This is a genomic window from Escherichia sp. KTE172, assembly GCF_000408845.1.
Lineage (GTDB): Bacteria > Pseudomonadota > Gammaproteobacteria > Enterobacterales > Enterobacteriaceae > Escherichia > Escherichia coli.
In genome coordinates, this window is sequence record NZ_KE137316.1 from 4,374,317 (window position 1) to 4,388,202 (window position 13,886).

Consider the following 13,886-nt stretch of genomic DNA (forward strand, 5'->3'; position numbering starts at 1 on the left):
ACCTTCGTGTCATCCGGCATTTTTCTTTTCATCATCTGCACTTTCCGCAAATTATCTCGCCATTAACCGTTTCAGCCTCAGGTGCCTTTCTTGAGGCAATCGCCTGTTGGTGGTATCGTTTATCGCTTTTTCAAAAAAATCGACACATTTTAAGGGGATTTTCGCAATGCGTATCATTCTGCTTGGCGCTCCGGGCGCGGGGAAAGGGACTCAGGCTCAGTTCATCATGGAGAAATATGGTATTCCGCAAATCTCCACTGGCGATATGCTGCGTGCTGCGGTCAAATCTGGCTCCGAGCTGGGTAAACAAGCAAAAGACATTATGGATGCTGGCAAACTGGTTACCGACGAACTGGTGATCGCGCTGGTTAAAGAGCGCATTGCTCAGGAAGACTGCCGTAATGGTTTCCTGTTGGACGGCTTCCCGCGTACCATTCCGCAGGCAGACGCGATGAAAGAAGCGGGCATCAATGTTGATTACGTTCTGGAATTCGACGTACCGGACGAACTGATCGTTGATCGTATCGTCGGTCGCCGCGTTCATGCGCCGTCTGGTCGTGTTTATCACGTTAAATTCAATCCGCCTAAAGTAGAAGGCAAAGACGACGTTACCGGTGAAGAACTGACTACCCGTAAAGACGATCAGGAAGAAACCGTGCGTAAACGTCTGGTTGAATACCATCAGATGACTGCACCGCTGATCGGCTACTACTCCAAAGAAGCGGAAGCGGGTAACACCAAATACGCGAAAGTTGACGGCACCAAGCCAGTTGCTGAAGTTCGCGCTGATCTGGAAAAAATCCTCGGCTAATCAAGCCGCAGCAGATCTGCTTTCGGGCAGGTCTGCTCATCCTCCTCAGGCAATACCTCTCACAGCAATTAGTTCTTCTTCTTCTCTTTTCCGCTACAATTATCAACAAGTTGAATCGATAAGAGGCGGTAATGCGTCAGACTAAAACCGGTATCCTGCTGGCAAACCTGGGTACGCCCGATGCCCCCACACCTGAAGCGGTAAAACGCTATCTGAAACAATTTTTAAGCGACAGACGTGTGGTTGATACCTCACGGTTGTTATGGTGGCCATTGCTACGCGGCGTGATTTTGCCACTGCGCTCGCCGCGTGTGGCGAAGCTGTATGCTTCTGTCTGGATGGAAGGTGGCTCGCCGCTGATGGTTTACAGCCGCCAGCAACAGCAGGCGCTGGCACAACGTTTACCGGAGACGCCCGTAGCGCTGGGAATGAGCTACGGCTCGCCATCACTGGAAAGCGCCGTAGATGAACTCCTGGCAGAGCATGTAGATCATATTGTGGTGCTGCCGCTTTATCCGCAATACTCCTGTTCAACGGTCGGTGCGGTATGGGATGAACTGGCACGCATTCTGGCGCGCAAACGTAGCATTCCGGGGATATCGTTTATTCGTGATTACGCCGATAACCACGATTACATTAATGCACTGGCGAACAGCGTACGTGCTTCTTTCGCTAAACATGGCGAACCGGATCTGCTGCTGCTCTCTTATCATGGCATTCCCCAGCGTTATGCAGATGAAGGCGATGATTATCCGCAACGTTGCCGCACAACGACTCGCGAACTGGCTTCCGCACTGGGGATGGCACCGGAAAAAGTGATGATGACCTTTCAGTCGCGCTTTGGGCGGGAACCCTGGCTGATGCCTTATACCGACGAAACGCTGAAAATGCTCGGAGAAAAAGGCGTAGGTCATATTCAGGTGATGTGCCCGGGCTTTGCTGCGGATTGTCTGGAGACGCTGGAAGAGATTGCCGAGCAAAACCGTGAGGTCTTCCTCGGTGCGGGCGGGAAAAAATATGAATATATTCCGGCGCTTAATGCCACGCCGGAACATATCGAGATGATGGCTAATCTTGTTGCCGCGTATCGCTAAAGCTGAGCGGTAAAGAACTGAGCGCCGTCGCGAAGAGCCTCGTCGGCGGTTTTCATCATCCGTGAATAATGCAAAAAGGCGTGCAGCGTGCCTGGGTAGAGTTTGAACTCACAGGGCTGCTGATGCGCCGCTAACGTCTGGTAAAGCAGACGGCTGTCATCCAGCAGCGGATCGAACTCCGCCCCGGCAATAAAACAGGGCGGAACTTCGCGAGTGAGATCATTATTAAACAGGCAGTAATACGGCGACTCGCGGTCCGCGTCGTTGCTTAAATACGCCTCTTCATACATCTGTAAATCCTGTTGCGTTAAGCCATCCCAGACACCGCCCAACAGACGACGAGTCACGGAATCCCGTAATCCGTAAAGCCCATACCACAGCAAAACGCCCGCAACTTTACCGCAATCGATCTGTTTATCACGCAACCACAACGCACTGGCGAGCGCCAGCATGGCACCTGCGGAATCACCGGCAAAGCCAATGCGGGACATATTGATTTGATAATCCTCCGCCTGCTGGTGGAAATAACAACAGGCAGCCACAATTTCCTCTATCGCTTGCGGAAAACGCGCTTCAGGTGAAAGGGTGTAATCAATACCAATCACCGTACATTGGCTGTAGCTTGCCAGCAGGCGCATGATGCGATCGTGGGTATCGAGATTGCCGAGAATAAAACCGCCTCCATGCAAATAAAATAGCGTCGCCGGGCTATCTGGCTGCGGACAAAAGAGACGTGTTTCCACCTGCCCATATTTTGTTGGAACCATGTAAGCTCTGGTTGCCATTTCTGGAGCGCCCGCATTCCAGAATCGGCGCTCAAGCGTGTAATACTGTCGTTGCTCAGCAATCGTTCCCGTTGCGGGCCAGGGCGGTAAATCCGGCTGAAGAGTATTCACAACAGTCTTCATTTCAGCAGAAATAAGGTCCAGAACAGGTAATTTTTTTTCCGGCTTCATACAAAAACTCCTTTCAAATTACGTCATTGTAAGGAACCACTGCCATGAAAATGCGATCCCGCCTGCTGATATTGAAACTGGCTGCGTCTCGCGCGCTCCCGTCAGATTGTGTTAACATTCGCCGCTCAGTTAACCACCCGTAAAAACAACCATGAAATTTCCCGGTAAACGTAAATCCAAACATTACTTCCCTGTAAATGCACGCGATCCGCTGCTTCAGCAATTCCAGCCAGAAAACGAAACCAGCGCCGCCTGGGTAGTGGGTATCGATCAAACGCTGGTCGATATTGAAGCGAAAGTGGATGACGAATTCATTGAGCGTTATGGATTAAGCGCCGGGCATTCACTGGTGATTGAGGATGACGTAGCCGAAGCGCTTTATCAGGAACTAAAACAGAAAAACCTGATTACCCATCAATTTGCGGGTGGCACTATTGGTAACACCATGCACAACTACTCGGTGCTCGCGGACGACCGTTCGGTGCTGCTGGGCGTCATGTGCAGCAATATTGAAATTGGCAGCTATGCCTATCGTTACCTGTGTAACACCTCCAGCCGTACCGATCTTAACTATCTACAAGGCGTGGATGGCCCGATTGGTCGTTGCTTTACGCTGATTGGCGAGTCCGGGGAACGTACCTTTGCTATCAGCCCTGGCCACATGAACCAGCTGCGGGCTGAAAGTATTCCGGAAGATGTGATTGCCGGAGCCTCGGCACTGGTTCTCACTTCTTATCTGGTGCGTTGCAAGCCGGGTGAACCCATGCCGGAAGCAACCATGAAAGCCATTGAGTACGCGAAGAAATATAACGTACCGGTGGTGCTGACGCTGGGCACCAAGTTTGTCATTGCCGAGAATCCGCAGTGGTGGCAGCAATTCCTCAAAGACCACGTTTCTATCCTTGCGATGAACGAAGATGAAGCCGAAGCGTTGACCGGAGAAAGCGATCCGTTGTTAGCATCTGACAAGGCGCTGGACTGGGTTGATCTGGTGCTGTGCACCGCCGGGCCAATCGGCTTGTATATGGCGGGCTTTACTGAAGACGAAGCGAAACGTAAAACCCAGCATCCGCTGCTGCCGGGCGCTATAGCGGAATTTAACCAGTATGAGTTTAGCCGTGCCATGCGCCACAAGGATTGCCAGAATCCGCTGCGTGTCTATTCGCACATTGCGCCGTATATGGGCGGTCCGGAAAAAATCATGAACACTAATGGAGCGGGGGATGGCGCACTGGCAGCGTTGCTGCATGACATTACCGCCAACAGCTACCACCGTAGCAACGTACCAAACTCCAGCAAACATAAATTCACCTGGTTAACTTATTCATCGTTAGCGCAGGTGTGTAAATATGCTAACCGTGTGAGCTATCAGGTACTGAACCAGCATTCACCTCGTTTAACGCGCGGCTTGCCGGAGCGTGAAGACAGCCTGGAAGAGTCTTACTGGGATCGTTAAGTTATCGTCGGTTCGTAGGCCAGATAAGGCGTTCACGCCGCATCTGGCATTTTGCTCTCAATGCCTGATGCGACGCTGGCGCGTCTTATCAGGCCTACATATCCGCGCCTATTATCCGGCAACCACCGTTTACCCCGTCACCACCTCACCCGCCGGTGGCGTTTCAAGCAGTTCCAGCATAGTACGGGCGATTTCCCGCTCACCCATCACTACCTGATTTGCACCACGTTCGGTGATATACGCCACTTCATCGTCATAATGGGCGCGGGCAATAATCTCAATATCCGGATTTTTCGCGCGGGCAGATGCCACAATCTCACCCGCTTCATAACCGTTGGGAATCGTCAGGATCAGCCATTTTGCACATTCCAGATGCGCTAGTTGCATAATTTCTTCGTTCGCCGCATTGCCCAATACTGCGCGGACCCCGCGCTCTCGCAGTTCATCAACACGGGTTCGTGACGTCTCAATCACCACCAGCGGAATATCAGAGGCGAGCAATTTCTCCCCCAGCAGGCTGCCTACACGACCGTAACCTACCAGTAGCGCATGGTTGCAAATATCCACTGGGATCTGCTTCTCTTCTTCGATAGCCTCTTCCAGCGTCTGCTCTTCCAGCGTTTCGGTCTTCGCCAGATATTTCTCCAGCAGCGCAAACAGGACCGGATTGAGCATAATCGACAAAATCGCCCCTGCCAGTACCAGGTTCTGCCCGGCTTGCGGCAACAGATCCAGCGCCATGCCCAGTCCCGCCAGGATAAACGCGAACTCACCAATTTGCGCCAGGCTGGCGGCGATAGTTAATGCCGTACGTTGGGAGTGACCAAACAGTCGCACCAGGAAAAACGCGGCTAACGACTTACCAAACAGAATAATCGCCAGCGTCGCCAGCACTGCCAGCGGTTGTTGAATCAGAATTAACGGATCAAACAACATCCCGACGGAGACAAAAAACAGCACCGCAAACGCGTCGCGCAATGGCAGCGTATCGTGGGCGGCACGGTGACTCAGTTCAGACTCGTTCAGTACCATCCCGGCAAAGAACGCACCGAGTGCAAAGGAGACATCAAACAGCTCCACCGCACCAAAGGCAATCCCTAACGCCAGCGCCAGCACCGACAGGGTAAACAGCTCACGGGAACCGGTTGCTGCGCTGCGTGCCATAATCCACGGCACCAGACGGCGACCTACCAGCATCATAATGGCGATAAATGCGATCACCTTGCCGATGGTGATCCCCATATCGACAGCAAGAGTGGCAAAGCCCACATCGCCTTGTTCCATCATTCCTGCCACTGCGGGCAGCAACACCAGCGTCAGAACCATTACCAGGTCTTCCACAATCAACCAACCGATGGCGATTTGCCCACGCTGACTGTCTATTAATTGCCGTTCTTCAAGTGCGCGCAGTAACACCACGGTACTGGCGGTGGAAAGGCATAAGCCGAACACGATACCGGTCATTAACGACCAGCCCAGCACGGCGGAGAGCGCCATACCCAGCAGCGTCGCCACGGCTATCTGGGCGATCGCACCGGGAATGGCGATGGCCTTTACCGCCATCAAATCCTTGAGCGAAAAGTGCAGACCCACGCCAAACATCAACAGAATGACGCCCAGTTCAGCCAGTTCCGGCGCAAGCTTGGTATCGGCAACAAAGCCCGGAGTGAATGGTCCTGCCAGCACACCCGCTAACAGATAACCCACCAGAGGAGAAATACGTAGTTTATTGGCCAGCATGCCGAGGATAAAGGCGAGCACAAGGCCGCCAACAATGGTGGTGATAAGCGGGGTGGCGTGATGCATTCCGTCTCCTTTTCCTGGTGGTTATTGTCCATTTTTGGCCGGGAAAACCAAAATTACAGGTAATAGTTTATGACAATTTCATTGATGATGTTTATGAATAATTGTTGAATTTTGCAGAAAAATGGAATTAGCTGCAAAAAAAGCACGGATCGGAAAACAGAAGGCGATTTAACAGAGGAAAGGCTTATGGCGACTGTAAAACGATGCAGCCAAAGTTTGCCTTTGGCTGCAATGAAATCAGTCTTTATGCCGGTTATCAGGCAGGAATATGGTCAACATCCCCAATAGTGGCAGGAAAGCACAGATTTTATAGACTAACTCGATGCTGGTGTGGTCGGCGATAAGCCCCAGAACTGCCGCTCCCAGACCTCCCATGCCGAAAGCAAAACCGAAAAAGAGTCCAGAAACCATACCGATACGTCCCGGAAGCAGCTCCTGAGCGTAGACCAGAATGGCAGAGAATGCCGAAGCGAGGATAAATCCAATAATCACTGTTAAAACCCCCGTCCAGTGCAGGCTGGCGTAGGGTAAAATCAGCGTAAACGGCGCAACGCCGAGGATAGAGCCCCAAATCACATATTTCCGTCCAATTTTATCCCCTACAGGCCCGCCGATCACCGTACCAGCCGCAACGGCAAACAGGAAGGCAAACAGATGAAGCTGGGCATTCTGGATAGATAATCCGAATTTTTGCATCAGATAAAAGGTGTAATAGCTGCTGATGCTCGCCATATAGAAATATTTCGAGAAAATGAGGATTAACAGAATGCTGACCGCCAGTACCACTTTGTTGCGCGGCAGTGGATTGATAATCGTCGCTTTTGGTTTTCCTTTATTCATTCGGTGCTGTGCCGAGTACCAACGGCTGATTTGCGCCAACACCACGATCGCCAGCAGTGCCGCAAGCACAAACCAGGCTACGTTGCCTTTGCCATAAGGCGCGATAATTACCGCTGCCAGCAAGGGCCCCAGGGAACTGCCAAAGTTGCCGCCGACCTGAAAGATAGATTGCGCCAGGCCATGCCGCCCGCCGGAAGCCATACGGGCTACGCGAGAAGATTCCGGATGAAAGACCGATGAACCGGTACCGACCAGCGCCGCCGCCAGCAGAACTGCGCCAAAACTGCCCGCTAGCGCCAGCAGCACCAGACCACTTAAGGTAAAGCACATGCCAATTGGCAACGACCACGGCATCGGATATTTATCGGTCCAGTAACCGACCACCGGTTGCAGTAGCGAAGAGGCGAGCTGGAAGGTGAGGGTTATCATGCCAATCTGCATAAATGTCAGAGAAAACTCTGACTGAAGCAGCGGATAAATCGCCAGAATCAGCGATTGGATCATGTCGTTCAGCAGATGTGAGAGGCTGATAGCACCTAAAATACCAAACGATGTTCGGGCCTTGGTCGTTGACGCAGCCGCGCCCGCCACAGGCTGGGTTTGTTCACTCATTGCCATAGGAAAGTCACTTTTTCAGGGTTGCGATGTAAAGAATGATCTTATTTGTGATTATTACCCGACTAACATACCTGTATGCGTCGCCTGAAGGAAGTCTCAACGCTGAATACAGAATTTCTAATCTGGATGCAGATTTATCTTCACCGGACGCAGACTTGTCTATGATGTCGCGTCATACTATTTTTCAACACGTTGAAATCAGGTCAGGGAGAGAAGTATGAAATTATTGCAGCGGGGCGTGGCGTTAGCACTGTTAACCACATTTACACTGGCGAGTGAAGCTGCTCTGGCGTATGAGCAGGATAAAACCTACAAAATTACAGTTCTGCATACCAATGATCATCATGGGCATTTTTGGCGCAATGAATATGGCGAATATGGTCTGGCGGCGCAAAAAACGCTGGTGGATGGTATCCGCAAAGAGGTTGCGGCTGAAGGCGGTAGCGTGCTGCTACTTTCCGGTGGCGACATTAACACTGGCGTGCCCGAGTCTGACTTACAGGATGCCGAACCTGATTTTCGCGGCATGAATCTGGTGGGTTACGATGCGATGGCAATCGGTAATCATGAATTTGATAACCCGCTCACCGTATTACGCCAGCAGGAAAAGTGGGCAAAGTTCCCGTTACTTTCTGCCAATATCTACCAGAAAAGTACCGGCGAGCGCCTGTTTAAACCATGGGCGCTGTTTAAGCGTCAGGATCTGAAAATTGCCGTTATTGGCCTGACGACGGATGACACAGCGAAGTTAGGCAACCCAGAAAACTTCACCGATATTGAGTTCCGTAAGCCCGCCGATGAAGCGAAGCTGGTGATTCAGGAGCTGCAACAGACAGAAAAGCCAGACATTATTATCGCGGCGACCCATATGGGGCATTACGACAATGGTGAGCACGGCTCTAACGCACCGGGCGATGTGGAGATGGCGCGCGCGCTGCCTGCCGGATCGCTGGCGATGATCGTCGGTGGTCACTCGCAAGATCCGGTCTGCATGGCGGCAGAAAACAAAAAACAGGTCGATTACGTGCCGGGTACGCCATGCAAACCGGATCAACAAAACGGCATCTGGATTGTGCAGGCGCATGAGTGGGGCAAATACGTGGGACGGGCTGATTTTGAGTTTCGTAATGGCGAAATGAAAATGGTTAACTACCAGCTGATTCCGGTGAACCTGAAGAAGAAAGTGACCTGGGAAGACGGGAAAAGCGAGCGCGTGCTGTACACCCCTGAAATCGCTGAAAACCAGCAAATGATCTCGCTGTTATCGCCGTTCCAGAACAAAGGCAAAGCGCAGCTGGACGTGAAAATAGGCGAAACCAATGGTCGTCTGGAAGGCGATCGTGACAAAGTGCGTTTTGTACAGACCAATATGGGGCGGTTAATTCTGGCAGCCCAAATGGATCGCACTGGTGCTGACTTTGCGGTGATGAGCGGAGGCGGAATTCGTGATTCTATCGAAGCAGGCGATATCAGCTATAAAAACGTGCTGAAAGTGCAGCCATTCGGCAATGTGGTGGTGTATGCCGACATGACCGGGAAAGAGGTGATTGATTACCTGACCGCCGTCGCACAAATGAAGCCAGATTCAGGTGCCTACCCGCAATTTGCCAACGTTAGCTTTGTGGCGAAAGACGGCAAACTCAACGACCTGAAAATCAACGGCGAACCGGTCGATCCGGCGAAAACTTACCGCATGGCGACATTAAACTTCAATGCCACCGGCGGTGATGGCTATCCGCGCCTTGATAACAAACCGGGCTATGTGAATACCGGCTTTATTGATGCCGAAGTGCTGAAAGCGTATATCCAGAAAAGCTCGCCGCTGGATGTGAGTGTTTATGAACCGAAGGGTGAGGTGAGCTGGCAGTAATCCGAAAGTGCCGGATGTTCGCATCCGGCACAATGCTTAATCGCGGCGGGCGATATCAGCAAATTTGGCATCGAGGATCTTCGCCAGATCGCCTGCCGCCAGTTCGATATCCAGCCCGCGCTTGCCGCCGGAAACATAAATAGTGGCAAATTCTTGTGCGGGGGCGTCGATAATCGTTGGCAGACGTTTTTTCTGCCCCAGTGGGCTAATCCCCCCAACCAGATATCCCGTCGAACGCTGCGCAACCATCGGATCGGCCATCTCAACTTTCTTGGCACCCAGCGCTTTTGCTACTTTTTTAAGATCCAGTTGACCTGCGACCGGCGTAACGGCCACGGCAAGGTGTTTCATATCACCGTTCACTGCGACCAGCAGCGTTTTGTAGACCTGATCCGGATTCAAACCTAATTTTTTGACGACTTCATCGCCAAAATTGGTTTCAGCCGGATCGTGCTCGTAGGTATGGATTTGAAACGAAATCTTGTTTTTTTCGAGTAATTTAACTGCGGGTGTCATGGTAATTTTCCTGCCTTAAACAAAAAAACGAAGCAAGCATACGCCTGATGGCGGTCCAAAAAAAAGAGTCATCTTGCCTAAGAGTATTGGCAGGATGGTGAGATTGAGCGACAATCGAGTTACACCGTCGCTTAAAGTGACGGCATAATAATAAAAATATGAAATTCCTCTTTGACGGGCCAATAGCGATATTGGCCATTTTTTTAACGCAACATCTGCGGCAAATTCCCTTCTCCATACAGGTGTAGTGCACCGACTGCGACCACATAGCGCCCCGGCGGCATGGCGCATAATTTGTCCCGCCAGGCGAGATTTCGCTGATGCATCAGCACATCGTACAGCGACTGACTGAACGTATTAGGCAGCGTTATTTCATTATTTTGCGGCGGCGCATTCAGCCACCAGCTCATCATTTGTTGCAGCAACCGTGCATTGGTGTGCCAGTGGGTCAGCGTATCGTCCAGCAGTGCCAGTCCGTTGTCAGGGAGCTGGAGCAACATGGCAATCTGGTTTTCAGCCCCTTCCAGTTCAATCACGGGTTTATGTTGTTGCTTCGCCGCCTGCAATAGCTGGTAATCGATACCGTATTCTGCCCGCAGCCCCAGTTTTTGTGCCTGTGTCGCCTGAAGAACCATCGCGATTTGCCACAGCGGTTGGGTAGAAAAGAGTGAGGGAGAAATGCCCATCTCCTGGCTAATGTGCTGCAGATTTTGGAGTTGCTCCTCGCTAATGCGCTCTTCCAGCGCCTCGCAGGCAGGCAAATTAGCAAAAGGCGTATCGCTGGTGGAAACATCCGCCTCGACGATCAGCGCATCGGCGTTTTTGAGCTTTTTGAGCAAACGGGTGGGCAGGGGAGCCATATCGTGGCTGCCCATATGAATACTGCCAATCAGATGAAAATGGCGATTGCCGGGAAGAGAGATATCGATAGCAGGCCAGGTGTAATGATTACCGCGCAGCGCGGCCCAAAGCGTTTTTACCCGGTACAACAGATCCATACGACCTCCCTTTGTGAAATATCATGCTAGCGCGCGGGGAGGGATGGCGCAAATCGCAAATGGAGTTGGGGACTTGTTTGATGTGTTTGTATGCGTGCAAAAAAGGTCGCGTAGAATAATTTCCCTATAACGGATGCGCCACCCTAAAGCAGCGCATCCGCAATGATGTACTTATTCCTTCGGTTTAAACCGCAGCAACCGGTTGGCGTTACTCACTACGGTAATCGATGAGAGCGCCATTGCCGCTCCGGCGACCACCGGGTTAAGCAGCGTACCGGTGAACGGCCACAAAATACCGGCGGCGACCGGAATACCGATACTGTTGTAGATAAACGCGCCGAGCAGGTTCTGCTTCATATTGCGCAGCGTTGCGCGGGAAATAGCGAGCGCATCCGCAACGCCCATCAGGCTATGGCGCATCAGGGTAATCGCCGCGGTTTCAATGGCAACATCACTGCCGCCCCCCATCGCAATGCCGACATCCGCCTGGGCCAGCGCTGGCGCGTCGTTAATGCCGTCGCCCACCATTGCCACCTGACGTCCTTCACTTTGCAGATGTTTGATCGCTTCGGCTTTACCGTCTGGCAGCACCCCGGCGATCACCTCATCAATCCCTGCTTCTTTGGCGATCGCATTGGCGGTGGTTGGGTTATCCCCGGTCAACATCACCAGACGATATCCCGCTTTATGCAGGCGTTGCAGCGCCGCCACGCTATCACTACGCAATGGATCGCGTACAGCCAGCAGGGCTACCGCTTTCCCGTCAACCGCCAGCAGCACAGGCGTTGCCCCTTGCGATGCCTGAGCTGAAATATCTGCCTCAATCGCTTTAGTATCAACTTGCTGGTCATTTAACAGCGCCTGATTGCCCAGCAATACCGCATGACCTTCAGCTTCACCGCTCACGCCCAGCCCGCGCAATGTGCGGAAACCGTTGACCTGCGGCAGCTGCATATCACCTGCTTTATCGAGGATCGCTCGTGCCAGCGGATGGCTGGAACCTTGCTCCAGCGCCGCCGCCAGACGCAGCGCCTGCGCTTCGTCAACATCAGCAAATGTTTTCACTGCGACAACCTGCGGCTTCCCTTCGGTCAGCGTCCCGGTTTTATCGAACACTACGGTATCGAGCGTACTGGCGCGTTGCAGCGCGTCGGCGTCCCGCACCAGCACACCAAACTCAGCCGCCCGCCCGACGCCCGAAATAATCGACATCGGCGTCGCCAGTCCCAGCGCACACGGACAGGCGATAATCAGCACCGTGGTGGCAATCACCAGGGTATAAACAATTTGCGGTGCCGGGCCAAAGAAATACCAGATTGCCGCACTGACCAGCGCAATGACTACCACCACCGGCACAAACACAGCGGAGATTTTATCCGCCAGTTGGCCGATTTCAGGCTTGCTGCTCTGGGCCTGGCGCACCATACGAATAATCCGCGACAGCGTGGTATGGCTGCCAACCGCACTGGCACGAAACAGCACACTGCCGTCCTGTACCACTGTCCCGGCATGGACGCTATCGCCTTCGCCTTTTTGCTGCGGGATAGGTTCGCCCGTCAGCATCGCTTCATCCAGCCACGCTTCGCCCTGGGTAATCTCACCATCTACCGGCACACGGTCGCCGGTCGTCAGGCGCAGTAACATACCTGGCTGAACATCTGCCAGCGGCACGTTTTTTTCACCTTCGTCGGTGACCAGGCGCGCCGTCGGTGGGGTTAAATCGAGTAATTTCTCCAGCGCCTTAGAAGAACGCTGACGCGCGCGCGCTTCCAGCATATGGCCGAGATTGATCAGACCGATAATCATCGCGCTGGCTTCGTAATAAAGATGTCGCGCTTCCATCGGGAACCACTGCGGCCACAGGTTGACGCTCATCGAATAGAGCCACGCTACGCCAGTACCCAGCGCTACCAGCGTATCCATCGTTGCCGCACCGTTTAGCAGGCTTTTCCATGCGCTGCGGTAAAAATGGCCGCCGGCAAAAACCATTACCGCCAGGGTTATCAGGCCGATAACCAACCACAGGCTGCGGTTGTCAGCGGTGACCATCATGTTATCGCCGATCATCCCCCAGACCATCACCGGGATACCCACCGCCAGTGCGACAATCGCCTGCCAGCGGAAGCGCTTCATCGTAGCGACGGCGGTTTCTTGCTGGCGCTCGCGGCGTTTAGCGTCATCTTCAATCGCTTCCGCGCCGTAGCCCGCTTTTTCCACCGCCTGCACTAAATCTTGTGGGGAGGCACTGCCCATCACCAGCGCAGTACGCTCCGCCAGGTTTACCCGTGCCTGAGTGACGCCCGGTACGCTTTGCAGCGCATTTTGTACGCGGGTGACACAGCTGGCGCAGCTCATGCCGCTCAGCAGCAACTGCTGGCTGTCATCGTCATCGGCGGTCGCTGCCGGAAGCGCCTCAGAAACCGCTGTCAGTGCTTCCGACGGGATTGATGACTCCGCCAGCGGTTTAGCCTTTGGGTGGCTTACAGATGCGTCATAACCCGCTTGTTTGATGGTTTCGATCAGCTGTTCTGCACTGGCAGTCCCGGTAACGTGCGCTTCAGTGACAGACACATCCGCCTGCTCAACATCCGGGCGCTGTTCGAGACTTTCTTTCACGCGTTTAACGCAGTGACCGCAGGACAGGCCGTCCAGGGTCAGGTCGATAGTTTGTGACATAAAACACTCCTTTTAAGACAGTTTTGACTGGCTGTGATAAAGGTTAAACCTTCCAGCAAGGGGAAGGTCAAGAAATTAATAAACCAGGCGGGTAAAAGTCCGTAAAGATTAAAAAATCGGCTCGATTTGCATCAGGATTAGACATTTATCTCTTTGTTTTCCTGTAGTTAAGTTGCGGGTGCTAAGTTAAATCAGGATGCCTGAAAATCGGCACCGGGGTGAGGAATTACCTCCCGCATCTATAA

10 protein-coding genes are annotated in these 13,886 nt (G+C 52.8%); 4 read left to right on the forward strand and 6 right to left on the reverse strand.

The genetic code is table 11. The features are described from left to right. The first annotated feature begins 166 nt into the window (after positions 1–166). Both adk and hemH read left to right on the forward strand, forming a co-directional pair. Positions 167–811: an adenylate kinase gene (adk, locus tag G434_RS03625; RefSeq protein WP_001220233.1), complete on the forward strand. Its 645-nt coding sequence runs from the start codon at positions 167–169 to the stop codon at positions 809–811. A gap of 131 nt (positions 812–942) precedes the next feature. Then, a complete protein-coding gene (hemH, locus tag G434_RS03620; protein WP_001250117.1) occupies positions 943–1,905 on the forward strand; it encodes a ferrochelatase in 963 nt (320 codons plus the stop codon). On the opposite strand, the gene aes is transcribed toward hemH, so the two are convergent. Further along, a complete protein-coding gene (gene aes / locus G434_RS03615) occupies positions 1,902–2,861 on the reverse strand; it encodes an acetyl esterase (protein WP_000801694.1) in 960 nt (319 codons plus the stop codon). The genes hemH and aes overlap by 4 nt on opposite strands. A gap of 151 nt (positions 2,862–3,012) precedes the next feature. On the opposite strand from aes, the gene gsk reads away from it, so the two are divergent. Beyond that, positions 3,013–4,317 (forward strand): inosine/guanosine kinase, encoded by a 1,305-nt coding sequence (gsk, locus tag G434_RS03610; RefSeq protein WP_000671574.1) that lies wholly within the window; start codon positions 3,013–3,015, stop codon positions 4,315–4,317. 129 nt (positions 4,318–4,446) lie between these two features. On the opposite strand, the gene ybaL is transcribed toward gsk, so the two are convergent. Both ybaL and fsr read right to left on the reverse strand, forming a co-directional pair. Beyond that, positions 4,447–6,123, reverse strand: coding sequence for a YbaL family putative K(+) efflux transporter (ybaL, locus tag G434_RS03605; RefSeq protein WP_000546224.1), 1,677 nt, complete (start codon positions 6,121–6,123; stop codon positions 4,447–4,449). A 237-nt stretch (positions 6,124–6,360) separates the two neighbouring features. After that, positions 6,361–7,581 carry a fosmidomycin MFS transporter gene (gene fsr / locus G434_RS03600; RefSeq protein ID WP_001251634.1) on the reverse strand — a complete coding sequence of 407 codons (1,221 nt, stop codon included), beginning with the start codon at positions 7,579–7,581 and terminating at the stop codon, positions 6,361–6,363. 217 nt (positions 7,582–7,798) lie between these two features. On the opposite strand from fsr, the gene ushA reads away from it, so the two are divergent. Beyond that, the gene (gene ushA, locus G434_RS03595) at positions 7,799–9,451 is read left to right on the forward strand and encodes a bifunctional UDP-sugar hydrolase/5'-nucleotidase (protein ID WP_000771722.1); all 1,653 of its coding nucleotides are present in this window, start codon (positions 7,799–7,801) and stop codon (positions 9,449–9,451) included. A gap of 36 nt (positions 9,452–9,487) precedes the next feature. Here ushA and ybaK read toward each other — a convergent pair whose 3' ends face one another. The 3 genes from ybaK to copA form a co-directional block, all read right to left on the reverse strand. Next, positions 9,488–9,967 (reverse strand): Cys-tRNA(Pro)/Cys-tRNA(Cys) deacylase YbaK, encoded by a 480-nt coding sequence (gene ybaK / locus G434_RS03590; RefSeq protein ID WP_000186631.1) that lies wholly within the window; start codon positions 9,965–9,967, stop codon positions 9,488–9,490. A gap of 203 nt (positions 9,968–10,170) precedes the next feature. After that, positions 10,171–10,965 carry a TraB/GumN family protein gene (locus tag G434_RS03585; protein WP_000365154.1) on the reverse strand — a complete coding sequence of 265 codons (795 nt, stop codon included), beginning with the start codon at positions 10,963–10,965 and terminating at the stop codon, positions 10,171–10,173. A 171-nt stretch (positions 10,966–11,136) separates the two neighbouring features. Further along, positions 11,137–13,641 (reverse strand): copper-exporting P-type ATPase CopA, encoded by a 2,505-nt coding sequence (copA, locus tag G434_RS03580; protein WP_000083993.1) that lies wholly within the window; start codon positions 13,639–13,641, stop codon positions 11,137–11,139. Between the last annotated feature and the right edge of the window lie 245 nt (positions 13,642–13,886).